At 72.9% G+C, this 23,306-nt stretch carries 20 protein-coding genes and 1 pseudogene; 10 read left to right on the top strand and 11 right to left on the bottom strand.

Annotated features, from left to right (window positions below; genetic code table 11):
- Positions 1–5: 5 nt before the first annotated feature.
- Together ACZ7D7_RS31995 and ACZ7D7_RS31990 are read left to right on the top strand one after the other, a co-directional pair.
- Entirely contained in the window at positions 6–1,100 is a 1,095-nt protein-coding gene (locus ACZ7D7_RS31995; protein ID WP_470828883.1) for a DUF5925 domain-containing protein, read from the top strand.
- 37 nt (positions 1,101–1,137) lie between these two features.
- A complete protein-coding gene (locus tag ACZ7D7_RS31990) occupies positions 1,138–1,890 on the top strand; it encodes a DUF72 domain-containing protein (RefSeq protein WP_470828882.1) in 753 nt (250 codons plus the stop codon).
- Positions 1,891–1,972: 82 nt separating this feature from the next.
- On the opposite strand, the gene ACZ7D7_RS31985 is transcribed toward ACZ7D7_RS31990, so the two are convergent.
- On the bottom strand, positions 1,973–2,347 hold the full coding sequence (locus ACZ7D7_RS31985) for a GntR family transcriptional regulator (protein ID WP_470828881.1): 375 nt from the start codon (positions 2,345–2,347) through the stop codon (positions 1,973–1,975).
- 153 nt (positions 2,348–2,500) lie between these two features.
- Here ACZ7D7_RS31985 and ACZ7D7_RS31980 point away from each other — a divergent pair, with 153 nt between their 5' ends.
- The 4 genes from ACZ7D7_RS31980 (at position 2,501) to ACZ7D7_RS31965 (ending at position 5,647) form a co-directional block, all read left to right on the top strand.
- Positions 2,501–3,430, top strand: a complete 930-nt coding sequence (locus ACZ7D7_RS31980) for a GNAT family N-acetyltransferase (RefSeq protein WP_470828880.1) — start codon at positions 2,501–2,503, stop codon at positions 3,428–3,430.
- Positions 3,411–3,911: a ribonuclease FAU-1 family protein gene (locus ACZ7D7_RS31975; protein ID WP_470828878.1), complete on the top strand. Its 501-nt coding sequence runs from the start codon at positions 3,411–3,413 to the stop codon at positions 3,909–3,911. Before ACZ7D7_RS31980 ends, ACZ7D7_RS31975 begins: the two co-directional genes overlap by 20 nt.
- Positions 3,912–4,180: 269 nt before the next feature.
- The gene (locus ACZ7D7_RS31970; RefSeq protein WP_470828877.1) at positions 4,181–4,315 is read left to right on the top strand and encodes a hypothetical protein; all 135 of its coding nucleotides are present in this window, start codon (positions 4,181–4,183) and stop codon (positions 4,313–4,315) included.
- A gap of 267 nt (positions 4,316–4,582) precedes the next feature.
- Entirely contained in the window at positions 4,583–5,647 is a 1,065-nt protein-coding gene (locus ACZ7D7_RS31965; RefSeq protein ID WP_470828875.1) for a lytic polysaccharide monooxygenase auxiliary activity family 9 protein, read from the top strand.
- Positions 5,648–5,776: 129 nt separating this feature from the next.
- Here ACZ7D7_RS31965 and ACZ7D7_RS31960 read toward each other — a convergent pair whose 3' ends face one another.
- Entirely contained in the window at positions 5,777–6,223 is a 447-nt protein-coding gene (locus tag ACZ7D7_RS31960; RefSeq protein WP_470828874.1) for a MarR family winged helix-turn-helix transcriptional regulator, read from the bottom strand.
- Between the two features lie 109 nt (positions 6,224–6,332).
- On the opposite strand from ACZ7D7_RS31960, the gene ACZ7D7_RS31955 reads away from it, so the two are divergent.
- Positions 6,333–6,707 carry a cupin domain-containing protein gene (locus tag ACZ7D7_RS31955; RefSeq protein WP_470828985.1) on the top strand — a complete coding sequence of 125 codons (375 nt, stop codon included), beginning with the start codon at positions 6,333–6,335 and terminating at the stop codon, positions 6,705–6,707.
- A 119-nt stretch (positions 6,708–6,826) separates the two neighbouring features.
- On the opposite strand, the pseudogene ACZ7D7_RS31950 reads toward ACZ7D7_RS31955, so the two are convergent.
- From ACZ7D7_RS31950 to ACZ7D7_RS31940, 3 genes and pseudogenes are all read right to left on the bottom strand, one after another.
- A pseudogene (locus ACZ7D7_RS31950) lies at positions 6,827–7,417 on the bottom strand (DUF7639 domain-containing protein); the annotation flags it as partial.
- 63 nt (positions 7,418–7,480) lie between these two features.
- Positions 7,481–8,455, bottom strand: coding sequence for a DNA polymerase Y family protein (locus ACZ7D7_RS31945; protein ID WP_470828873.1), 975 nt, complete (start codon positions 8,453–8,455; stop codon positions 7,481–7,483).
- On the bottom strand, positions 8,452–12,000 hold the full coding sequence (locus ACZ7D7_RS31940) for a DNA polymerase III subunit alpha (protein WP_470828872.1): 3,549 nt from the start codon (positions 11,998–12,000) through the stop codon (positions 8,452–8,454). The genes ACZ7D7_RS31945 and ACZ7D7_RS31940 overlap by 4 nt, the downstream gene beginning before the upstream one ends.
- A gap of 157 nt (positions 12,001–12,157) precedes the next feature.
- On the opposite strand from ACZ7D7_RS31940, the gene ACZ7D7_RS31935 reads away from it, so the two are divergent.
- Complete coding sequence (locus ACZ7D7_RS31935) at positions 12,158–13,201, top strand: ABC-2 transporter permease (RefSeq protein ID WP_470828871.1); 1,044 nt, start codon at positions 12,158–12,160, stop codon at positions 13,199–13,201.
- Positions 13,202–13,284: 83 nt separating this feature from the next.
- Here ACZ7D7_RS31935 and ACZ7D7_RS31930 read toward each other — a convergent pair whose 3' ends face one another.
- The 3 genes from ACZ7D7_RS31930 to ACZ7D7_RS31920 form a co-directional block, all read right to left on the bottom strand.
- On the bottom strand, positions 13,285–14,367 hold the full coding sequence (locus tag ACZ7D7_RS31930; RefSeq protein ID WP_470828870.1) for a S1 family peptidase: 1,083 nt from the start codon (positions 14,365–14,367) through the stop codon (positions 13,285–13,287).
- 506 nt (positions 14,368–14,873) lie between these two features.
- Positions 14,874–15,782, bottom strand: a complete 909-nt coding sequence (locus ACZ7D7_RS31925) for a S1 family peptidase (RefSeq protein ID WP_470828869.1) — start codon at positions 15,780–15,782, stop codon at positions 14,874–14,876.
- A gap of 329 nt (positions 15,783–16,111) precedes the next feature.
- Complete coding sequence (locus tag ACZ7D7_RS31920) at positions 16,112–17,323, bottom strand: DUF5685 family protein (protein ID WP_470828868.1); 1,212 nt, start codon at positions 17,321–17,323, stop codon at positions 16,112–16,114.
- A 290-nt stretch (positions 17,324–17,613) separates the two neighbouring features.
- Between ACZ7D7_RS31920 and ACZ7D7_RS31915 the strand changes: the two genes are divergently transcribed.
- The gene (locus ACZ7D7_RS31915; protein ID WP_279550123.1) at positions 17,614–18,051 is read left to right on the top strand and encodes a cell division protein SepF; all 438 of its coding nucleotides are present in this window, start codon (positions 17,614–17,616) and stop codon (positions 18,049–18,051) included.
- Between the two features lie 43 nt (positions 18,052–18,094).
- Here the strand turns inward: ACZ7D7_RS31915 and ACZ7D7_RS31910 are convergent, their stop codons facing one another.
- A complete protein-coding gene (locus ACZ7D7_RS31910; protein WP_470828867.1) occupies positions 18,095–19,285 on the bottom strand; it encodes an acyl-CoA dehydrogenase family protein in 1,191 nt (396 codons plus the stop codon).
- Between the two features lie 87 nt (positions 19,286–19,372).
- Complete coding sequence (locus ACZ7D7_RS31905; protein ID WP_470828866.1) at positions 19,373–20,986, bottom strand: MFS transporter; 1,614 nt, start codon at positions 20,984–20,986, stop codon at positions 19,373–19,375.
- Between the two features lie 626 nt (positions 20,987–21,612).
- Between ACZ7D7_RS31905 and ACZ7D7_RS31900 the strand changes: the two genes are divergently transcribed.
- Positions 21,613–22,641, top strand: coding sequence for a phosphatase PAP2 family protein (locus ACZ7D7_RS31900; RefSeq protein ID WP_470828865.1), 1,029 nt, complete (start codon positions 21,613–21,615; stop codon positions 22,639–22,641).
- 81 nt (positions 22,642–22,722) lie between these two features.
- Here the strand turns inward: ACZ7D7_RS31900 and ACZ7D7_RS31895 are convergent, their stop codons facing one another.
- Positions 22,723–22,938, bottom strand: a complete 216-nt coding sequence (locus ACZ7D7_RS31895) for an I78 family peptidase inhibitor (protein ID WP_470828863.1) — start codon at positions 22,936–22,938, stop codon at positions 22,723–22,725.
- Positions 22,939–23,306: the final 368 nt, after the last annotated feature.

Genomic DNA, 23,306 nt, shown 5'->3' with positions numbered 1-23,306 from the left:
GCGGCATGTCTGCGAACCCACACGACGCTCTGCCGATCCGGCTCAACGTCGACGACTCCGACTCCCCGTCCGACGTCGTCGACGCGCTGTTCCTCGGCCGCTTCGCGACGGGCGAGCAGCCGTACTCGCACGCGGCGAACATCGAGCGCGTCCGCTCCGGCGCGACGCTGCTGCCGCCGGGTGCCCGCGTGCTGCGCGCCGCCCGCGACGACGACCGCAGCGCGATCCTCGCGGAGGGCGACGGCTGGACGGTGCTGGTCTCCCGCTGGAACCGCGGCGCCGACGTCACGGTCACGGCGACCAGCGCCGAACTGGCCGCGAAGGTCCTCGACCAGGCCACCGACGGCGCGGCCGACGAGCCCGAACCCCAGCCGGAGAACGTGACGATGGGCTTCTGGTACGTCTCGCCGCGCCGCGGCCCGCACCGCACGACCCGGCAGATCTCGGCGGGCACCTGGGACGAGGTGCGGGACAACTACACGGCGCCGGTCGCGGACGCGATGGACCGCCTGATGAAGACGACCCCGGAGGACATCGCCGGGCGGCTGCTCCTGCTGCACGGCCCGCCCGGCACCGGCAAGACGTCGGCGCTGCGCACGCTCGCCCGGTCCTGGCGGGACTGGTGCCAGGTGGACTGCGTGCTGGACCCGGAGCGGCTGTTCTCCGACGTCGGCTACCTGATGGACATCGCGATCGGCGAGGAGGACCCCGCGGGCAAGTCCCGCTGGCGGCTGCTGCTCCTGGAGGACTGCGACGAGCTGATCCGCGGCGAGGCCAAGCACACGGCGGGCCAGGCGCTGTCGCGGCTGCTGAACCTCACGGACGGCCTGCTCGGCCAGGGCCGCAACGTCCTGGTCGGCGTGACGACCAACGAGGACCTGGAGCGCCTGCACCCCGCCGTCGTCCGCCCCGGCCGCTGCCTGGCCCGCATCGAGGTCGGCCCGCTGACCCGCCGCGAGGCCGTGAACTGGCTCGGCACCGAGGAGGGCGTCGGCCGCGAGGGCGCCACGCTGGCCGAGCTGTACGCGCTGCGCCGGGGCACGTCACCGACGGCGCTGCCGGAACAGCGGGAGGGCGCGGACGCGGGGCTGTACCTGTAGCGGAGCCGTACGCGCGGCAGGGTGCTTTGATGGACGTATGACCCTGTTCGTCGGGACGTCGGGGTGGCAGTACAAGGACTGGCGGGGCGTGTTCTACCCGGCCGGGTGTCCGACGCGGCTGTGGCTGGAGGAGTACGCGGCGCGGTTCGCGACCGTGGAGATCAACAACGCGTTCTACCGGCTGCCGTCCCGGGAGACGTTCGAGGCCTGGCGGGAGCGCACGCCGGCGGGCTTCGTCGTCGCGGTGAAGGCCAGCCGGTACCTCACCCACATCAAGCGGCTGCGGGATCCGGCGGAGCCGGTGGAGCGCCTGATGAGCCATGCCGCCGGCCTGGGCGACCGGCTCGGTCCGGTCCTGCTCCAGCTGCCGCCGACGCTGCGCTGCGACCCGGCCCTGCTGGACGACTGCCTGGCCCGCTTCCCGGCGTCGACGCGGGTCGCGGTCGAGCCGCGGCACGCGTCGTGGTGGACGGACGAGGTACGCGACGTGCTGACCGGCCGGGGCGCCGCGCTGTGCTGGGCGGACCAGCGGTCCCGGCCGGTGACGCCGCTGTGGCGCACCGCCGACTGGGGCTACGTCCGCTTCCACCAGGGCCGCGCCAGGGCGTGGCCGCGCTACGGCCGGCAGGCGCTGCGGACGTGGGCCGAGCGGATCGCGGGGACCTGGCCGGGCGGGGCGGACGTGTACGCGTACTTCAACAACGACCCGAACGGCGCGGCGGTCCAGGACGCGGCGACGTTCGCGAGGGCGGCGGACAAGGCGGGGCTCCGCCCCTCCCGTACGCCGTGAACCCACCCCTCCCGCCTCGGGCAGTCGTACCGCAGGGCGGCACGGGTGGGCGCGGCACAGCGGCCGGCGCCGGCCGTCGGCCCTACGAGCCGTTTCCGTAGGCCGCCCGCAGCGCGTCCCGGACGGCGGCGAGCGCCTCGGCCTCCGCGTGGCCGAGCCGGCGGGCCCGCTCGACGTACGCCTGTGCCGCCGACGCCAGTTCACGCTCCGCGGCCGAGCCGGCGGCGGCCACGAAGGTGCCGTTGCGGCCCCGCGTCTCGATCACTCCGTCCGCCTCCAGGGCCCGGTACGCCTTGGCGACCGTGTTCGCGGCGAGCCCCAGGGACTCGGCCAGCCCGCGCACGGTGGGCAGCCGGTGGCCGACGGGCAGCGCGCCCGACCTGGCCTGTTCGGAGATCTGGGCGCGCACCTGCTCGTACGGCGGGGCGCTGTCATCGATGTGGATCTTCAACGTCACGGCCCGATTGTCCCGCACCCGGAGGGAAACGACCCGCCGGAAGCAGCCGCGGAACGAAGGAGCCGCCGGAGGCAGCCACTGGAAGCAGCCGCTGGAAGCAGCCGCCCGAAAATGGGAGGCACGCGGCGGCGTGCGCCCGTAGCGTGCGCCTTCATGACCGTGATCGCGCGCCATCTGCGTCCCGACGTCCCGGCCGACACGGAGGGCTTCTCCCTCGTCCGCCGTCTGGCCCTGCCCTTCATGCTGTCCACGCCGGAGTCGGTGCGGCACGACGGGACCCGGACCCATCCGGACGCCCACTTCACGCAGCTCGTCGCCGAGGAGGACGGCGAGGTCATCGGCACGGCGCAGGTCGGCGTCGCGCACGACAGCCCGGAGCCGGGTCAGGGTTCGGCCAACATCTACGTGCGGCCGGACCGGACGGGGCGCGGCGCCGGATCGCTGCTCGTCCGCACCGCCGAGGAGCGGCTGGCCTCGCTCGGCGTGACGAAGGTCTTCTCGTGGGTGCTGGACGAGCCGGGCAACCGCGCCTTCGCCGAGCGGCGCGGCTACACGGCGAGCCGCTCGGCCCACTTCCTGCGGCTGGACCTCGCGAACGGCACGCTGCCGCCGCTCCAGAGTCCGCCGCCCGGTGTCGAGTTGCGCTCGGGCGCCGACTTCGCGGCCGATCCGCGGCCGCTGTTCGAGCTGGACGCGGAGACGACGTCGGACGAACCGAGCGACATCGACACCGAGTTCTCCGACTACGAGGCCTGGCTGGCGGAGACCTGGCACCATCCCCTCTTCAGCGCGGAGCTGACGTCGGTCGCGCTCGTCGACGGCCGGCCGGCGGCCTTCACCGCCGCCCGCACGGACGGCGGCACCCGCTACGGCACCGTCATGACCGGCACGGCCCGCGCTCACCGGGGCCGGGGCCTGGCCAAGCTCGCCAAGAACGACTCCCTGCACCGGGCGCGCGCCGCCGGGTACCGGGAGGCGTTCACGGGCAACGACACCGGGAACGGGCCGATGCTCGCGATCAACAAGTGGTTCGGGTACGAGGTGTGCGCGACGGAGGTGCGGTATGTCCGTGAACTCGGCTGACGGGGCGGCCCGCGTGGAGGTGGTCCTCGTCAAGGCGGGCCGCACGAAGATCCGTTACCCGGCGCGGCTGCTCTCCGACGACGGCACGCGCGTGGTCGTGCGGGCGCCCTGGGCGGGCGACGGGACCCGCGACTTCGGCTTCGTGCGCTTCGAACCGGGCGACGTCTTCACGGAGTACTACTGGCGGGACCGCTGGTACGCCGTGAAGGAGGTCAGGGACGGCGAGGGCGCCCTCAAGGGCTGGTACTGCGACATCACCCGCCCCGCCGTCCTGTCCGGCGGCGAGCTGGTCGTCGAGGACCTCGACCTGGATCTGTGGCGCTCCGCGGACGGCACCGACGTACGCCGACTGGACGAGGACGAGTTCACGGCGAGCGCCCTCCCCACCCGCGACCCGAACGCCGCCACACACGCCGTCACCGCCCTGAACGAACTGGAGGAACTCGCCCGCGGGGACGGCTTCGAGTCGCTGACGGCCTGAGCACCACCCTCCGACGGTCACTTTCTGCTCACCACGGGTCACACAGTGACGCTGCGGCTGGACCATGTGACTGCGCAGCGACTGTCACGGGGTGTCTCTTCCGGGTTTGCGAGGTGCGGTTCATGGTCATGCACCCCAGAGTGACACCCGCCACTGACAATCCCCTTCGTGACAGTCGCCACTGACAGACCCGCGCCGATGAGTAACTCTCGCCGAAAGTGTCTACCTCCGTGAGAACGCGGAACCCGGTAGCACTGAAGGAGGCAGCCATGCGCCGTGTGACCGTGCAGAAGCCCCTGAAGAAGACGGACGTCCGCCGAGTCCTGGAGGAGGCGGACGAGCGCCCCGCGGGACGACCCGAGGTCCGCAAGGACATCGCCCGCACCTGGTGGCCCGAAGGCTGACGCCCCGGCGCGGCCCTCCTGACGAACGTCGAACGCCGGTTGTCTGAGCGCAGCCTCAGCACTCCCTTAACGCGACCATAAGGATCCCCTCCACCGGCCCTCAGCAGGCGATTTCGCGGGTCCTCGGAGCTAGTTTCGGATCGCCCCCCACGGGATCACGCCCGGGGTTCGCCCCGGGTTCCCCCATGTGATCGCGATGCCGTCGCGGTGTGATCGCAAACGTGATCGCGGCGTGATCGCGCATCAGGACGTTCCGAGGAGTTCCGCATGCCCGTACGACGCATGTCCGCAGCCCGCGTGCCCGCCCGCCGCGGGGCCGCCGCCGTCGCCGCCGCCGTCGGCCTCGTCCCGCTCGCCCTCACCGCGCTGTCCGCCGCGCCCGCCGCGGCGCACGGCTCGATGGGCGACCCGGTCAGCCGCGTCTCGCAGTGCTTCGCCGAGGGCCCCGAGAGCCCCGAGTCCGCCGCCTGCAAGGCCGCGGTGGAGGCGGGCGGCACGCAGGCCCTGTACGACTGGAACGGCGTCCGGATCGGCAACGCGGCCGGGCAGCACCAGCAGCTCATCCCGGACGGCAAGTTGTGCAGCGCGGGCGACCAGGCGTTCAAGGGCCTCGACCTGGCCCGCGCCGACTGGCCGGCGACGAGCGTGAGCAGCGGCTCGTACACCTTCAAGTACCGCGTGACCGCCCCGCACAAGGGCACGTTCAACGTGTACATCACCAAGCCCGGCTACGACCCGGCGCAGCCGCTGGGCTGGGACGACCTGGACCTGGAGAACCCGGTCGCGACGGCCACCGACCCGGCGGCCTCGGGCGGCTTCTACACGTTCTCCGGCACGCTCCCGGAGCGCTCGGGCAAACAGTTGCTGTACGCGATCTGGCAGCGTTCGGACAGCCCGGAGGCGTTCTACTCCTGCTCCGACGTGACGTTCGGCGGGGCCGGGGCGAGCGACGGGGCCGGGGCGAGCGACGGAGGCAGCGGGAGCGGGGACAGCGGCTCCGGTGCCGCCGCCTCTTCCGCCCCCGCCCCCGCCGCCACCGTCCCGTCCGACGACCAGATAGCCGCCGGCGCAGACAAGTCGACCGTCGAGAACCACGGTCACGGTGACGACGACCCCGCCACGTCGGCGGAGCCGGCCGCCGCCGTGCCCGACGACGGCACCGCGAACCGTCCGAAGGCGGCATCCGCCGGGCAGAACCTCGCCGAGACGGGCGGCGACAGCAGCACGCCGTACATCGCGGTGGGCGGCGCCGCCGCGCTCGCACTCGGCTCGGCCGCCCTCTTCGCGTCGGTCCGGCGACGCGCGGCATCCGGCGGACGCACCGCCCGCTGAACCAACCACCCCGCCCCCCGGGGCCCGTCCGGCGGCTCAGACCGGACGGGCCCCGCACGCATACGTACGCGACACGCGACACGCGACACGCACGCCCCACTGGGACAACTGGGCCTCGCACCCGCAACGTCACCAGGCGGGCCGAATGGCTCCCCTCGGCGCGAGGCGCAGCAACTGACCGCCCAGCGACCGCACTTCACTCTCCCCCAGCGTCTCGACCCACGGCCGTACGGCCTCCGCCGCCGCCTCCTCCGCGGCCCGCGTGCAGGCCCGGCCGCGTTCGGTCAGCACGACCAGGCGGGCGCGGGCGTCGCCGGGGTGCGGGCGCCGCTCGGCGTAGCCCTTGCGCACGATCTCGTCGACGAGCTGACTGGCCGCCTGCTTGGTGACGCCGAGGTGACCGGCGAGCTCGGTGACCGTGGCGCCGTCCGGCGCGAGCCGGGCGAAGGCGAACCCGTGCGCGGGCCGCAGCCCCGTGAAGCCCCGGGCCACGACCCCCTCGTTGATGCGTTGCGTGAGCTCACCCGCGACGGCGAGCAGGGCGACGGACAGGGCCAGGGCTTCGGAGTTCTGCACGGAGGCATTGAAACACCCTTGACGATTCGGTCAAGCAGGTTGACCATATAGTCAACCTACTTGACCATCTGCCCCGTCCGCACCCGTCCGCACCCACTCTGGAGCCCGCATGCCCGTCGTCCGTTCGTCCGAGGCCGTGACCCACGAGATCCACGGCGCCCGCTTCGTCTCCCACGCCAACCCGCGCACCGGAAGCCGGGAGTTGTGCGCCTGGCGCGGGGAGATACCCGGCGGGACCAAGGCGCCCGCCCACACCGTCGACCGGGAGGAGATCTTCCACCTGCTCGCCGGTGAGCTGCTGATCACCCTCGACGGCCGCACCGAGCGGCTCGCCGCGGGCGACACGCTGATCGTCAACGCCGGCGCGACCCTTGCCGTCGAGAACCCCACCGAGGAGACCGCGGTCTCCTGGGTGACGACGTCCGTCGGCCTGGAGGCGGAGTTGGCCGACGGTACGCGGCTCAGGCCTCCGTGGGCCAACTGACCCGCGCGAGCAGCAACTCCGAGGTACACGACGGCGTTGGAGACGAGGGCCGGGCTGCCGGGTCCGGTCGGATCGTCGGCGTGCCGGACGGCCTGCCGCTGCTCCGCCTGCCGGACGGCCTCGTCGCCGCGGTGGAAGTAGTCCAGCGCCTTCCGGTGCGTCTCGGGCGTCACCACGGGACCGTCGCCGTCCACGGGCTCGCCGACGCCGGTGAGCAGGATCCGCAGCGGGCGGTCCTGGAGGTCCATGTCACCGAGGACGTAGACACGCAGGTGGGCGGGGACCGCCAGGTACGCCTTCCGGAGCAGCTCGCGGTGGGGTTCGGACGGCTCCCCCTGGTAGGTGCGGATCGCCTCGTCGAGCCGCTGCCGGGCGGTCGGGCGTCCGCTCAACTCCTCGATCAGGTCGGCCACTTCGCTCAGGAAGCTCTCGGGGGTGCACGGCTCGGGGCTGCGGGAGGTCCACTTGGGGGCGTCGGCCGGCCGGGCGGGCGCTTCGGGGTCGGTCACCATGATCCGGCCGGTGGCCAGCAGGTGCTCCAGGCCCTCCAGGTCGGTGCGCTCCCCGCAGTGGACGACACCGTCCGCGAAGACGACGAGGTCCTCGACGCCGTAGGTGTCGGCGTACGGGGGCCGCCGCCACACGTGGCACCAGGCCCCGTCGATCCGTTCCCCGTCCACCGTCCGGTACGTCGGTCTGCGCCAGCTCATGGGCGCACGCTATCCCCCAGGCCCGCGCCGGGCTCAGGCGGACTCAGGCGGACTCAGGCGGGCTCAGGCGGCCAGTGATCCCGGCATCACCGCGCGCGGCCCGAACTTCGCCCGCGCGCGGTCCGCGACCTCCTCGATGCGGCGGGCCTTCTCGTCCGCGGGGTCGAAGGTGAGCTGGTGGGAGGCCTGTTCGGCGGGGCCGAGCCCTTCGGCGCGCAGGGCGATCGCACGGACCCGGGCGCGTTGCAGGCCGAGCGCCTCGTACATGCCGTAGGCGGTCCTCGTCAGCGCCGCCGAATGCGCGGTCGGCTCGGGGAGGGTGCGGCTGCGGGTCGTCGCGGACCTGTCGGCGTAGCGCACGGTGAGGGTCAGGGTGCGGCACACCCTGTCCACGGCACGGAGCCGGGTGCCCAGTTCCCCGGCGGCGGACAGCAGGGCGCGGCGGTGCCGGTCGGGGCTCAACTCGTCGCGGTCGAAGGGGCGTTCCGTGGCGAGGGAGCGGGAGACGGCGTTCGGCACGACCCGGCCGCGGTCGACGCCGTTCGCCTTCTCGCGCAGTTCGCGTCCGACGCGCGCGCCGACCAAGCGCTGCAGGGTGGCGGGCGGCGCGGCGGCGACCCGGCCGAGGGTATCGAGGCCGTACTCGCACAGGGTGCGGGCGGTCGCGGCGCCGACGCCCGGCAGCGCGGTGACGGGCTTGCCGGCGAGGAACTCCGCGATGCCCTCCGGGTCGCCGGGCACCGCGCACGTCACGCCGGGCCGGGCGTCGCGCAGCGCCATGCGGGCCAGCATCGGTCCGGGCCCGGCGCCGATCGCGCAGTCGACGCCGTGCAGCGCGAGGGACCGGACGCGGATCACCGACGCCAGGGCGACCGCGTCGCGCCCGAAGTACCGCTCGGCGCCCCGCAGATCGGCCAGCGCCCCGTCGGGCGGCAGGGCCTCGACCACGGGCGTGAACTCCTCCAGCAGCCCGAGCAGCCCCGGCAGGGCCGCCTCGTCCGTCGCCGGCAGCTGGAAACGTACGCAGAGGATGGTCATCCCGCACTCCCCGGACTCTGGTGCCACAATTTCCTTCCGCCCGCCGGGCCTTCGCCCGCGGGACGCAGATCGGCCCAGGGGTGCATCTCGTACCCCGTGGGCATGCGGATCGTCCGGCCCGGCTCCGCGTCCTCCCCGCCGTCGCCGCCGGACGTCCGCGGCGCGGGCTCCGCCAGCCGTGCCGCCACCTCGTCCAGGCCGCCCCCGGCGCGCAGTTCGGCCAGTTCGGCGAGGTTCCAGGCGGCGGAGCCCACGACGCTGAGGCTGCGCGGGCCGCGGCGCTGCACGACACCGCGCACCAGCAGCAGCCAGGAGTGGAAGACGGTGTGGGCGCAGGCGTCGTGGGAGTCGTCGAAGAAGGCGAGGTCGACCAGGCCCGTGCCGTCGTCGAGCGTGGAGAAGATGACCCGTTTGCCGGACCGGACCGGCGGTGTCTGGGTGGCCGCCTTGGCGCCCGCGACCAGCACCGTCTCGCCGTGCCGCGCCTCGCGCAGCCGGCGTGCCGGGACCACGCCCAGCTCGTCGAGGAAGGCCCGGTGGTCGTCCATCAGATTGCGCGAGGTGTCCATGGACAGCACGCCCAGTTCGGCGCTGAGCCGCTCGGCCGAGGAGAGGTCGGGCAGCCCGGCCGGAGCCGTCTTCCGCCCGCCGGACAGCGGGAGTTGGTCACCGCGGCCGCCGCGCGCGCCGCGGTGCAGCTCGGTCAGGTGCAGTTGCAGGTCGCGCCGGTTGGCGCCGAAGGCGTCCAGCGCGCCGACCTGCGCGAGGCGTCCGGCGAGGGGGCGGCTCGGCCGGGCCCGTTCCCAGAAGTCGAGCAGGGAGGCGTACGGCTGCCCCTCGGCGATCCGCGCCGCCTCGGCCTCGCTGATGCCGTGCACGTCGGACAGGGCCAGCCGGATTCCCCAACGCCCGCCCGGAACAGCCGGTTCGGACACCCCGCCCGGAGCGGCCGGTTCGGACACCCCGCCCGGAACAGCCGGTTCGGACACCGTGCCCGAAGCAGCCGACCCCGAAGCAGCCGACTCGGACACCAGTTCGATACGGTGGGCGACGCCCGACTTGTTCACGTCCAGCGGCAGGATCGGCACCCCGCGCCGCCGCGCGTCCGCCAGCAGCAGCCGCTTCGGGTACATGCCGGGGTCGTGCGTGAGCAGCCCCGCGTAGAAGGCGGCCGGGTGGTGCGCCTTCAGCCACGCCGACTGGTAGGTCGGCACGGCGAAGGCCACGGCGTGCGCCTTGCAGAAGCCGTAACTGCCGAAGGCCTCGACGATCTCCCAGGTGCGCTGAATCGTTTCCGCGCCGTAGCCGCGCTCCGCCGCGCACTGCGCGAACCACACCCGGATCCGCGCCTGCGACTCGGGGTCGGACAGCCCGCGCCGCACCCGGTCGGCCTCGTCGCGCCCGCAGCCGGTCATGATGTCGACGATCTGGATGATCTGCTCGTGGAAGACGACGACCCCGTACGTCTCCTTCAGCACGCCCTCCAGATCGGGGTGCGGGTAGCGCACCGGCGCCCGCCCGTGCCGCGCCTCGATGAACGGCCGCACCATGTCGGCGGCGACCGGACCGGGCCGGAACAGCGAGATGTCCACGACGAGGTCGTGGAAAGTGGCCGGCTGGAGCCGCCCCACCAGGTCCCGCTGGCCGGGCGACTCGATCTGGAAGCAGCCCAGCGTCTCGGTGGAGCGGATCAGCGCGTACGTGCCGGGGTCGCCCTCGGGCACCGCGTCCAGGTCGACCCGCTCCCCCGTGGCCCGCTCGACCTCGGCGACGGCGTGCGCCATCGCCGACTGCATCCGCACGCCCAGCACGTCGAGCTTGAGCAGCCCGAGGTCCTCGACGTCGTCCTTGTCGAACTGCGACATGGGGAAGCCCTCACCGCTGGTCGGCACGACCGGCGTACGGGAGAGCAGGGAGGCGTCCGAGAGGAGCACCCCGCACGGGTGCATGGCGACGCCGCGCGGCAGGGCGTCGAGCGCCTCGACCAGCTCCCACAGCTTCCCGTACTTCTCCTGCTCCCCCGCGAGCTGCCGCAGTTCGGGCAGTTCCGCGAGGGCCGCGCGGGCGTCCCGGGCGCGGATGTGCGGGAAGGACTTGGCGATGCGGTCGATGTCGGCCGGGTCCATGGACAGGGCGGCGCCCACGTCCCGGACGGCGTGCCGCACCCGGTACGTCTCCGGCATCGCGACCGTCGCGACCCGCTCGGCGCCGAACCGGTCGAGGATCGCCCGGTAGACCTCGAGACGGCGGGCGGACTCCACGTCGATGTCGATGTCGGGCAGCACCAGCCGCCGCTTGGACAGGAACCGCTCCATCAGCAGCCCGTGCTCCACCGGATCGGCGTGGGCGATGCCCAGCAGGTGGTTGACCAGCGACCCGGCGCCGGAGCCGCGCGCGGCGACCCGCACGCCCATGTCCCGTACGTCGTCCACGACCTGGGCGACCGTCAGGAAGTAGGAGGCGAAGCCGTGGTGGGCGATGATGTCCAGCTCCTGGTGCATCCGCTCCCAGTACGCCCGTCGCCGGTCGTAGCCGCGCAGCACCATGCCCGCCGCCGCCCGGGAGGCGAGCGCGCGCTGCGCGGTGCGCCGTCCGGCGCCGACGAGGTGCGCCTCGGGGAAGTGGACGGTGCCGATGCCGAGGTCGCCCTCGGGGTCCACGCGGCACTCGGCGGCCACCGCCCGGGTCTGCTCCAGCAGCCGGTGGGCGGCCTCGCGCCGGAACCCCGCGGCCTCCACGACGCGCCGCGCCACCTCGGCCATCGCGTCCGGCCCCTTCAGCCAGGCCTCCCCGGAGTCCGGCTCCCCGAGGGAGCCGACCGGCACGAGGCGGCGCGCGGCGTCCAGCACGTCGGCGACCGGGCCGGCGCCGGGGTCGGCGTACCGCACGGCGTTGCTGAGCACGGGCCTGATCCGCTGCTCGGCGGCGAAGCCGACGGTGCGGGCGGCGAGCCGCAGGGAACCGGGTCCCGTGCCGGTGCGCCCGTGCCAGACGGCCTCCAGCCGCAGCGCGTCGCCGTACACCTCGCGCCAGGCGGCGAGCAGCCGCGCCGCGCGGTCGGGGCGGCCCGCGGCGAGGGCGCGGCCGACGTCGGAGTCCGATCCGAGCAGGACGGTCAGCCCGTCCCCGTGGCAGGCGGGCCGGGGCAGCAGGGCCGGGCCCGCGCCGCCCTCGTGCGCCGCCGTGACGATCCGGCACAGGTCGGCCCAGCCCCGGGCGCCGTCCCGGGCGAGGAAGGTGACGCGGGACGCCGGTTCGTCGACGAAGGCGCCGCCGCGCACCGGGGTCCGGCGCCGGGCGCCGCGCGGGGCCGCCCCGGGCTCCTCGACGTCGGCCACCGCGAGGTCCACGCCGAACAGCGGGCGGACCCCGGCCGCCGCGCAGGCCTTGGTGAAGCGGACCGCGCCCGCGAGGGTGTCGCGGTCGGTCAGGGCGAGCGCGTCCATGCCCCGCTCGGCGGCACGCTCGGCCAGCCGCTCCGGGTGCGAGGCGCCGTGTCGCAGGGAGAACCCGGAGACGGTGTGCAGATGCGTGAAACCCGGCACACGCACCTCCCGCACTCGCGGACCCGGGGATCGGTCCTTCGAACATCAGTTCCCAAGCTCCCCACCCCCACCATAGACCAATTCCCGAACATCTGTACGACATCCGTTCGGCCCCGGCCCACCTGCGCAAACACCCCCCTCCCCGGACCGTGGGGGCATGGCACAGAGCACCGACGGCGGCCCGGCGTCCGCGTCCCTCCTCACCGAGGTGCGGGACGCCGTCACCCCACGGGCCACGCTGCTCGTGATCGGCGTGATCGCGCTCCAACTGCTGTTCGTCGCCTCCTACGTGGGGGCGCTGCACCACCCGAGGCCGAAGGACGTGCCCTTCGGCGTGGTCGCCCCCGAGGCGGCGGCCGGGCGGGCGACGGCCCGCCTGGAGCGGCTGCCCGGCTCCCCGCTGGACCCGCGCCCGGTGGCCGACGAGGCGAGCGCCCGCGACCGGATCATGAACCGGGAGCTCGCCGGCGCCCTGGTGATCGACCCGTCCGGCACCGCCGACACCCTCCTGGTCGCCTCGGGCGGCGGCACCGCCCTCGCCACCGCGCTGGAGTCCCTCACCGCCGAGCTGGAGACGTCGCAGCGGCGGACCCTGCGCACGGTCGACGTGGCCCCGGCCTCGCCGCAGGACTTCAACGGCCTGTCGTCCTTCTATCTGGTCGTCGGCTGGTGCGTGGGCGGCTATCTGTGCGCGTCGATCCTGGCCATCAGCACCGGCGCCCGGCCGGCCAACCCGCGCCGGGCGGCGATCCGGCTGGCCACGATGGCCCTGGTGTCGGCCGTCGGAGGGCTCGGCGGCGCGGTGATCGTCGGCCCGGTCCTGGGCGCGCTGCCCGGCGGCGTGGCGGCGCTGTGGGGGCTGGGCGCGCTGATCACCTTCGCGGTGGGGGCGGCCACCTTCGCGCTCCAGGGCGTCTTCGGTGTCGTCGGCATCGGGCTGGCGATCCTGCTCGTCGTGGTGGCGGGCAATCCGAGCGCGGGCGGCGCCTTCCCGCTGCCGATGCTGCCGCCGTTCTGGCGGGCGATCGGCCCGGCCCTGCCGCCGGGCGCGGGCACCTGGGCGGCCCGCTCGGTCGCGTACTTCCAGGGCAACGCCGTCACGCCGGCCCTGCTGGTCCTGTCGGCGTGGGCGGTGGCGGGCACCGCGATCACACTGCTCGCGGCGGCCCGGCGCCGCACGCCCGCGACGGGCCGGCGCTGACACGCGGGGGCACCGGACACGCGGAAGTCCCGCCCCTCGCGCGCGGGGCGGGACTTCACGTGGCCGTCGGGCCGGAAGGTGCGTCAGCCGATCTGGGTCCCCGTGGCGGACAGCGCCTCGGTCACCGGCTGGAAGAAGGTCTCGCCGCCGGAGGAGCAGTCGCCGCTGCCGCCGGAGGTGAGGCCGATCGCCTTGTCACCGGAGAACAGCGAGCCACCGCTGTCGCCGGGCTCGGCGCACACGTCGGTCTGGATGAGCCCGTTGACGATGTCGCCGTTGCCGTAGTTCACGGTGGCGTCCAGGCCGGTGACCGTGCCCTCGTGCACCTGCGTGGTCGACCCGCTGCGGGTGACCTGCATGCCGACCGTGGCCTCGGCGGCGCCGCTGACCGCCTGCGAGGAGCCGTTGTAGAGGTTCACCTCGCTCGGGTGGGCGACGTCGGCGGTGTACTTCACCAGGCCGTAGTCGTTGTCGGGGAAGCTGGAGTCGGCGTTCTCCCCGATGACGTTGCCGGACGAGTCCGACCAGGTGGTGATGCCCTCGGTGCAGTGACCGGCGGTCAGGAAGTACGGCTCGCCGCCCTTGACGACGTTGAAGCCGAGCGAGCAGCGCCCGCCGTTGCCGGTGATGGCGTCGCCGCCCGAGATGAAGGGCTTGAACTCACCCTTGGTGCGCTTGACCTCGACCGTCTGCCCCAGCTCGCCGGCGACCTCGTTCAGCTTCGCCAGTTCGGCCTCGGAGACCGTGCGGTCGGCGGTGACGACGACCTTGTTGGCAGCCACGTCGGTCACCCAGGAGGTGCCCGGAATGGTCGCGTCCTGCTTGAGGGTGGCGCGGGCGCTCTTCAGCTCGGCGAGGGAGTTCTCGACGATTCTGGCCTTGGCCCCGGCCTCCTGGACGGCCTGGGCGGCGGCCTCGTCGAGCACGTTCACGACGAGGCTCTTGGCCCGGGCGTCGTAGTAGGTGCCCGCCGAGTCGGCGCCGAGGTCCTGCACGAGGGTCGAGGCGAGCTTTCCGGCCGCCGCGACCGACAAGGTCTTGGGGGTGGCGGCCTCGGGGGTCTCACTCGCGTTCGCAGTCTGGAAGGTGACTCCCGCGGCGACCAGTGCGGCGATTCCCGCACCTGCCGCGGCTGCACGCCGCCTGGGTATGCGTCGGTGCTTCAACTCGCGTCCTCCTGTGGGGGGTCGGCCCGGGAGATTGTGGGGACCTCACGGACCGGAAGGCGTACGGACACGGAGGCGACGAACGACAAATGCCGCGTCCGTGCCGGTTGAACGGCGCCTACTATTCCGAGTGTTGTAGGGCGCACACAAGGTCGACTTCAGGACGCGCGTGCGACGAGCGTCACACACCCCCCGCGACTTGACTGTTCACGGTCACCCCAGGTCGATTCACTTGCAAACACTACGCACGGGTAACCCATGCACCGACGGTGAGGTCTAGTCCTGTCTTGTTTTCGCCCCTACGGCGTCCGAATCAACGCGGGTTGACGCCCAGTCGTCCGAATCCGCACGGGCGGACCCGCGCGAAGGAAGCGTGGGAACGAAGCATCTGAAAGCCCCTCGAACGCGGGCGAGCCCCCGCGCAGCGATCGCTGCGCGGGGGCTCGCCTGTCGCGGCCGTGGAGGGCCGCCGGTCACGGCCGTGCTGCTGTACCGGTGGGCGCCGGTCAGTACACGCTGACGCCGTAGGCGCTGAGCGCCTCGGTCACCGGCTGGAAGAAGGTCGTGCCGCCGGTCGAGCAGTTGCCGCTGCCGCCCGAGGTCAGACCGTACGCGGTGCCGTTGCTGCCGTAGAGCGAGCCGCCGGAGTCGCCGGGCTCGGCGCAGACGTTGGTCTGGATCAGACCGTAGACGACGTCACCGCCGCCGTAGTTGACGGTCGCGTTGAGGGCGGTGACCCGGCCGCTGTGCGTGCCGGTGGTCGAGCCGTCACGGATGACGGTCGTGCCGACGGCGGGCGTGGCGGCGCGGGTGATGTCCACGCCGTTCGCGGTGCCGGGCTTGCTGATCGAGGTGTTGGTGTACCGGACGATGCCGTAGTCGTTGCCCGGGAAGCTGGTGCCGGCGGTGGAGCCGAGCACGGTGGTACGGCTGGAGTTGGCGTACCAGGTTCCGGCGCCCTCGGTGCAGTGACCGGCCGTCAGGAAGTACTGGGTGCCCGCGCTGTTGCGGACGTTGAAGCCGAGGGAGCAGCGCCCGCTGCCCGAGTAGATGGCGTCACCGCCCTGGATCAGCTTGGTGAACTTGCCGGGGGTGCGCTTGATCGTGAGGGCGTCGGCGTTGGCGCCGGCCTCCTTCTTGATCTTGGCGATCTCGGCCTGGGAGACCGTGCTGTCGGCGGTGACCACGACCCGGCCGGTCTTGCTGTCGACGGCCCAGGCGGTGCCCGCGACATCGGCGTCCAGCACGGCGGCGCCTGCGCTCTTGAGCTGCGCGGCACTGAAGGTGGCCGGGGCCTCCGACGCGTTCGCGCTGGGGATCGCGATCGCGGCTGCGGCGACGAGGCCGGTGGAAACGGCGATCAGCCGGGTCCGTCTCGTGATACCGCTGCGGGGGGTGGTGCGCTTGATCCTCACTTGTCGTTCCTCCACATGGGAAGTTGGGGGCCCTCGTGGGGTTGGGGCCCGTGAGGCGCAGTCAAAGACACGTCCCTGTTCGGATTCCGAACACGGCGTGCCCCTGACAAGCGCTGAGGGGAGTATTCGGCCGAGCAGCCGGTTGCCGCAAGAGGGTCTTTCGGACGTCAACCTTTTACCCACCTATGACCGTTCGACGTCCACACCGTCTTCACAGGCGTTCCATCGTTCCCCACAGGTTCGCAAAACCCGAGGTGGAAACGCCGGGTCGGAGCTCCGACGGGCGGCGCCGACGAGGCCGCCCGCGGTGGTCGCGGGCATCCCGGACGTCAGCAGTTGCAGTCGCAGCCGCACCCGTCGCAGCACCCGTCCTCGCCGCAGCAGCTGCAGCACTGGCAGCAGTCGCAGCAACTGCCGCAGTCGCCGCAGCTGTTGCAGAGCCCTTCCCGGCGCTGCCGCGACCACGGCCCCTCGAACTCGCCGCAGCAGAACTGGCAGGTGCAGGCCAGCCCGAGCCAGACGGCGCAGCCGGCGAGCAGCCCGCGCCGGTCGCGGCGCGGCGGCTCCGGCGGCAGCGGCGCTCCCGGCGGGCCGTACGGTCCCCCGGGCGGCGCGTAGGGCCCGCTCGGCGGCGGGCCGTACAGCTCGGGCCCGCCGTGCGACGCGGGACGGCCGTGCCCGCAGGAAGCGGTGCCGAAGGCGCGGTCGACGGAGGCGGGCAGCTCGTGCACGAGCAGCCGGTGCGCGAGCCGCCCCTCGGTGAACTCGACCTCGCGCAGTGCGAGCTTGATGCCGTGCACGGCGTCGTCCGCGAGCCGCCGCGCCTCGGTGAGCGTCGTGCCGGTGGCCGTCAGCGGGTTCCAGGCGCCCGACGCGGCGTCGGCCGCCTGGTCCTCGACGGCGTCCAGCAGATGGGCGAGCCGCCCGAACAGGCGCCCCGCCTCGGCGAGCGGTCCGGCGTTGCCCGGACGGCCCGCCAGCACCGCCGTGTGCGCGAAAGCCGCCGCGGTGGCCGTCTCGGTCGGTTCGGTCACGGCGAGGATCGGCGTCCCGTGCCCGGCGAGCGCCTCGAGGCCGACCTGCCGGTCCACGGCGTCGACAAGGACGGCGGTGTCGAACCCGACGGCGGACCCGGCGCGCTCCCCCGCCCTGCCCCAGCTCGCGGCGACGCGGCGGGCGGCGAGCGACACCGGACGGCGGGCCAGCAGCCCGTCGCCGTCGGCGACGTGGTCGCGGACCTTGGCGGCGGCGAGGACCAGAGAGACGGCCGCGGCGAGCCGCGCGCCCTCACCCTGAGCGACGGACGCGGTACGCATGCCGCGCAGCGGACACGGTCCGGCCGTGCGCCGCCACCCTTCGGAGCGTTCGGCCTGAGCCTCCGTCAGAACCGAGACGAGCAGCCCGTCGTAGTTCGTCACGACCCTCGCGAACTGTCCGTGGTCCCCGCGCAACGCGAGGCAAAGCCCGCACAAATGCGCCATCCACTGGGTCGCGAGACCTTCACCGAGCCTGTGCCGGCAAGGCCGGACCATTCCGAACACGACGCTTCCCCCGTTGATCGACGCGCTTGATCGGCCGCATCGTATCGGCCACTTCGTTCACCCGTACGCGCCGTCCGTCACCCGTCCGCCGTGAAGAATCATATTTCACTCACAGTCAGCAGCGGTTTACCGCAAGACCCTTGGGAAACATGGACTCTCGACGGATCGACTGTGCACCAGTACCGTCACAAACCCCCCGCGCGGCGACTATCCACTTGGCGCGCCATCCGCATCATGGACGACCATAGGGGTGCGGAAAGCAGAAAAGACCGCTGTGAGAGGAGGCGTCCATGGGATCGGTGCGCAAGGCGAGTGCGTGGCTCGGCCTCGTCGACGACAACGATGACGAGCGCTACTACGACGACGACACTTACGAGGGGACCGAGTCCGGGGACGCCTGGGTCACCGACCCGCGCGTGAAGGTGGCCTCGGACACCGCCGAGGAGAAGGGCCGCCGGATCGGCACGGTCACCCCGGACAGCTTCCGGGACGCGCGTGCGATCGGTGAGCTGTTCCGGGACGGGGTCCCCGTCATCATGAACCTCACGGCCATGGAGGCCGCCGACGCCAAGCGCGTCGTCGACTTCGCGGCGGGGCTCATCTTCGGCCTGCGCGGTTCGATCGACCGCGTTTCCAACCGGGTGTTCCTGCTGACGCCCGCCGACACGGAGATCATCAGCGGCGAACCCGCCGCGCACCGCACGGACGGCTTTTTCAACCAGAGCTGAGGCAGGGCCGCTCACCGGCCCTGCCTTCGCGGGGTCCGCCGGTCTACCGGAACGCGTCGAGTCCGGTGAGCGCCTTGCCCAGCACGAGCTGGTGCATTTCGACGGTGCCCTCGTAGGTGAGCACCGATTCGAGGTTGGTCGCGTGCCGCATCACGGGATATTCGAGCGAGATCCCGTTGGCACCCAGAATGGTCCGGGCCGTGCGGCAGATGTCGATGGCCTCCCGGACGTTGTTGAGTTTGCCGAAGCTGACCTGCTCGGGACGCAGGCGGCCAGCGTCCATGCGCCGCCCGAGATGGTGGGCGAGCAGAATCCCCTTGTGCAGTTCGACGGCCATGTCGGCCAGCTTGGCCTGCGTCAGCTGGAATCCGCCGATGGGCCTGCCGAACTGCTCGCGCGACTTCGCGTAGTCGACGGCGGCCTCGAAGCAGGAGCGGGCGGCGCCCATCGCGCCCCACACGATGCCGTAGCGGGCGTGGGACAGACAGCTCAGCGGGCCGCGCAGTCCGGTCACCTCCGGCAGGACGGCCTCGGCGGGCAGCCGCACGTCGTCCATGACGAGCTCGCTGGTGATGGACGCCCGCAGCGACCACTTGTGCTTGATCTCGGGCGCGGAGAACCCGGCGCTGCCGGCCGGGACGACGAAGCCGCGGATGCCCTCGTCGGTCTGCGCCCAGACCACGGCGACCCCGGCGACCGAGCCGTTGGTGATCCACATCTTGCGGCCGTTGAGCACCCAGTCGCCGCCGTCCTTCTTGGCGTACGTCCGCATGGCCGCGGGGTCGGAGCCGTGGTCGGGCTCGGTCAGGCCGAAGCACCCGATGACCTCGCCGGCGGCCATGCGCGGTAGCCACCGCTGCTTCTGCTCCTCGCTGCCGAACCGGTGGATCGCGTACATCGCGAGGGAGCCCTGCACGGAGACGAGGGAGCGGATGCCGGAGTCGGCTGCCTCCAGCTCCAGGCAGGCCAGGCCGTACTGCACCGCACTGGCTCCGGCGCAGCCGTAGCCCTCCAGCGACATGCCGAGCGCCCCGATGCCGCCCAGTTCCCGCGCCAGTTCCCGGATGCCGGGCAGCTCGCCGTTCTCGTACCACTCGGCGACGTGCGGCAGCACGCGGTCCGCGGCCCAGGACCGCACGGTGTCCCGGACGGCGAGGTCCTCGGGTTCCAGCAGGTCGTCGATGCCGAGCGGATCGGCGGGGTCGAACGGGGGCAACGACGAGGACCTGGACATGGGGGCACCCTCCGGCAGCGAAAAACTAGCACCGCTAGTCACGACGGCTTCCGACGTTACGACGCAGTGTCGCGTACGTCCACTCCCTCAGCGGGCGGTGACCGGCGGGGCGTGGGCGGGCTTCTCGGCCTCGCGCGGCGACGGCAGGTCCACCGCGCCGGCGTCCGCGTGCATCGTGCGCGGCAGCCGCAGCGCCATCACCGCCCCCAGCAGCAGCAGCCCGGCGCTCACCAGCAGCGTCACGTGCAGTCCGTGCACGAACGCGTCCCGCGCCGCGACGCGCAGGGCGCCGCCGACGGGTCCCCCGAGCCGCGCCGCGACCTCGTAGGCCTCCCCCAGCGAGTGCGACGCCGCGGCCGAGGCCGAGGAGGGCACCCCGGGCACGGAGGCGAGTCCGGGCGCGTACGCCGCGTTCATCACGCTGCCGAGCAGCGCGATCCCGATTCCGGCGCCGAGCTGGTAGGACGTCTCGCCGATGGCGGCGGCCCCGCCCGCCTGCTCGGACGGCGCCTCGCTCAGCATCGACTCGTACGCCCCGAACAGCGTGGTCTCCAGGCCGAACCCGAGCAGGACGAAACCGGAGAGCAGCAGGGCGCAGTCGTCCTCGGTGCCCATCGCCGTGAGCAGCACGACCGCGCCCGCCGTCAGACAGAACCCGAAGCACACCATGCGGCGAGGCCCGAATCGCCGCAGCATCCGCGCCCCGGCCAGGCCGGCCGCCATCGCGGCGAAGGTCAGCGGCACCAGCCGCAGCCCGGTCTCCAGCGGGGACAGGCCCAGCACCAGTTGCAGATACTGGGCGGCGATCAGCTCCAGGCCGACCAGGGCCAGCATCGCCAGCACGATGCACCCGACGGACGTGCTGAACGCGGGCCGGCCGAACATCGTGAGGTCCACCAGGGGCTGCGGGCGCCGCCGCTGCCGCCGTACGAAGAGGACCAGCAGGGCCGCGCCCGCGACCAGCGGCAGCACGGTCAGCAGACTGCCGGCCGGTTCGCCGCCGCCGAGCCGCTTCACACCGAGCACCATGCCGAACAGCCCGGCCGCCGCCATCAGCGCGCCGACCACGTCCCAGGGGCCCTGGCCGTCGCCCTTCGACTCGGGCAGCAGCAGCCGGCCCACGGGCAGGCTGACCAGCATGAGCGGGATGTTGACGAAGAAGACCGAGCCCCACCAGAAGTGCTCCAGCAGGAAGCCGCCGAGCAGCGGTCCGACCGCGGCGCCCACGGCGGCGACGGCGCTCCAGACGCCGATCGCGAGGGCGCGCTCGCGCCGGTCGGGGAAGACCTGCCGCAGGATCGACAGCGTGGCGGGCATGATCATGGCGCCGCCGACGCCGAGCAGGGCACGGGCCGCGATCAGCACCGGGGCGCTGTCCGCGACGGCCGCCATGCCGGAGGCGACGCCGAACAGGGCGTAGCCGAGGAGCAGGACGCGTCTGCGGCCGACGCGGTCGCCGAGGGTGCCGAAGAGGATCAGCAGCGACGCGCAGACGAGCGGGTAGGCGTCGACGATCCAGAGCAGCTCCATCGCGCCGGGCTTGAGGTCCTCGGTGACGGCGGGGACGGCGACGTGCAGCACGGTCGCGTCGACGGCGACCAGCAGCAGGCTGACGCAGAGGACGACGAGAACCACCCAGCGGTTGGCACCGGCCCCGGCCGCCCGACGGCGCAGCGCAGCGGCCGTGGTCGTCCCGGACATGTACGTACCTCCCAGATGTTCCCTCGCGGTCGGCGGGCTCACGGGGTGGGGATTCCCGTGACTCGGCCGGGGAGGAGCGGGGTTCCCGGCCGGCGCATCGAGGCGAGTGACACGTCAGGTTACGCGAGTCCGTCCGGGTGCCGAGTGGCGGACCTCTCAGACTTCGACCCGTGGGGTGTGGTGTACGCCACAGCTCTTCGCGTCGCGATGGGGCCCCGCGATCTGGGACACCTTCTCTGAATTACCCATGAAACAGACATATCGGGTGGGTGAATTCGGGATTCACGGCCCGACCCGACCAGGGTCGGCGTCACCGCAGGTCACCGCCCCCGCATTCACCCGCGAGGGCGACCCGGAGCGGCCTCCTTTTATGGCTGTAGCATGCCGTTGAACTGTCAATTGCGCTGTCCCTGCGGCGACTTCCGGATGGCCCGGCGGTAAATCCCGGAGGAACACCGATCCACCGCGAAATGAAGTTCGGTCCCTTTGCTCCGTAAATTTCCACGGCAAAGGAACCAATGGGAACGCGCGAGAAGTACCGTTTGAGGCGAAGGCCACATCACATAGGCATTACAAACCCTTCCCACTGGCCAATCCGCCCAGCGGCGCCCTGTAGCGTCGATTGGGTGCGTACCGAAACGAGCCCCACCCGTCTGGACCGGGTGTTCGCCAGGCTGGACCGTGAGCCGCAACGGCCGGCCCACATCGACGTGCCGCGCATGAGCCGGCACCGGATCGTCCTGCTGGCGGGCACCCTGGCCGTGTACGTGGCGATCGTGTGGGCCGTCGTCATCAACTCGTGGCTCGTCCGCCTCGACTGGCAGGTCATGTTCTTCCGGCCGTACCAGCAGTGGCAGGAGCTCCACGCCTTCGTCGACTACTACGTCGTCCTCGGCCAGCGCGGCCCGACCGCCGTGATGATCGCGGCCTGGCTCGGCTGGCGCTCCTGGCGGCAGCACACGCTGCGGCCGCTGCTGGCGCTCGGTGTCTCGCTGCTGCTGCTGAACGTCACCGTGGGCGCCGCGAAGTACGGCATGGGACGGCTCGGACCGCACTACGCGACCGAGGTCGGCTCCAACGAGATGTGGCTCGGCGGCGACATCTTCCCCAGCGGCCACACCGCCAACGCCGTGGTGACCTGGGGCATCCTGGCCTATCTCGCCTCCACCCCGTGGGCCCGGCGCTGGCTGTCCGCGCTGTCCGCGGTGACCTCGCTCGGCGTCGGCATGGCCACCGTCTACCTCGGTACGCACTGGCTGAGCGACGTGCTGCTCGGCTGGGTCGCCGGACTGCTGATCCTGCTGGCGCTGCCCTGGTTCGAGCCGCTGATCGCCCGCGCCGAGACCCGGATCCTGGAACTGCGCGACCGCTGGTTCGCCCGCCTCGGCCGCGGGGCGGCGGCCACCGCACCGGCCGTGCCTGTCGTCGTCACGGCGTGCCCCGCGTCCGCCGAGGACGAGTCGGCGCGCGAGCCGGTCTCCGCGGCTCGCTCGGCCCGCACCCCGGTCTACCTGGCGCCCGGCCCGCACACGGCCCGCTCGGAGCGCACTCCCGTCACCCCGGCCGGCAGCCGCCGCCCCCACCCGCACGCCACGCACCCGGACCGCCTCGGGCGCGGCACGGGCTCCCCGGCCCGCCCCGTCACGGGCGGCTGACCCCCACCGGCACCACTGCGGCGCCCCGCACGGCGACGGCCCCGGCTCCCTCTCGGGAACCGGGGCCGCGATCGTTTTCCCTCAGCCCTTCCAGGCCCGCGCCACCAGGCCGTCCTTGACCTCGAAGTTCAGCCTGCCCACGCGGTACTCCATGGTGATGATCGCGCCCGGCGGCAGCGCCCTCACCGTCGACCAGCCGCGCTCGCGCGCGAGGGCCTCGGCCCGTTCGGACGCGAGGCCGACGTAGGCGTCCGGACTGTCCTGCGGTTCGGCGGGTGGAGTCGGATTCGGTGCCATGCCGTCACGCTATGCCCTGACCGGCGGGCGGGGAAGTCCGGGCCCGGATCACCGGACACACATACCTCTCCCGTCACACTTCTGTCACAGGACGTCGACAGTCGACCGCGTCGGACCCGCTCACACGGACGAGCGGTTCGGTAACCCTTCCGCAGGTATTCGAACGTAATTCCCGCGTGTCCCGCCGCCGGTCGGAATAGCCGGGCGGAAAGGTGCCGTGAGATGTTCCCCGGGTTCCTTTGCATTCCGGCGCCCGAGCCGTCCGGGCCGCGAGCGGCACAGAGGAATTGGCCGGATTCCGGCACGGATTCGGTACGGCCCCTGCCGCAATGTGCGGCGCCGCGCGCATGATGGCGTGAGCCCGGGGC

Source organism: Streptomyces sp. NPDC037054 (assembly GCF_055606745.1).
Note: the sequence above shows the minus strand (reverse complement) of the source record. Positions and strands in the feature narration are given on the sequence as shown.